Source organism: Zoogloea oryzae (genome assembly GCF_030161255.1).
Lineage (GTDB): Bacteria > Pseudomonadota > Gammaproteobacteria > Burkholderiales > Rhodocyclaceae > Zoogloea > Zoogloea oryzae.
Map to the genome: position 1 here is coordinate 1 of NZ_BSPX01000284.1, position 690 is coordinate 690.

General features: G+C 73.9%; 1 protein-coding gene. It reads right to left on the minus strand.

Annotated features, from left to right (window positions below; all coding sequences use genetic code 11):
• Positions 1 to 9: 9 nt before the first annotated feature.
• Positions 10 to 690 (minus strand): hypothetical protein (locus QQK25_RS23410; protein WP_284190112.1); only part of this gene is annotated, 681 nt, incomplete at its 5' end.

Sequence of the window (690 nt, forward strand, 5' to 3'; positions counted from 1 at the left end):
CGGCGGGCGTCAGGGGCCCGGGGCGGGCGGCGGGTTGAGCACGGCATCCACCGCGGCGGTGACTACGGCATCCCGGGTGGCGAGCTTGGCGGTCATCTCGGCGCGCTTGCGGGCCAGGGCGAGCTGGCCCTGGATCACCGCCACCTGGGCGGCGAGGAGATCGGCGGTGGCCGAGAGCTGGGCGTCGCGGGCGGTGTTCCAGTCGGTCTGCAGCTTGGTGGCGGCGGCGCCGGCGGCCGCGGCGGTGAGCCGGGCCCGGGCAGCCTGGTAATCCACATAGGCGAGGATTGCGCCGGGTTTGTTGCCGGCGGTGGCCAGCCTGGCTGCGGCTTCGCGCTGGATGAGGGCCTTGGAAAGATCGTCGGCGATGATCGCCGAGGACGCCTCGGCGGCCTCGAGGGCGGCTTCGGCCAGGGCTTCCTTGTCTTCGTAAGCCTGCAGCTTGGCTTCGAGGGTGACGAGGGCGGCAGCCAGATCGCTGATGGCGGTGTCGTCCAGCGCGGCGATGGCGGTGTCCACCGTGCTCACGGCGGTCTTGTAGTCGGCACCGTCGAGTTTGGTGGCCGGGGTGACGCCGGCGGCGGTGGCCACCGTGGCGCGCAGGGCGGTGGCGGAGGCGTCGGCCAGGGGCGGGGTGGTGCCGTCGCTGCGGGCCTTTTCGGCTTCGGCGAGGGCAGCTGCGCGGGCCGC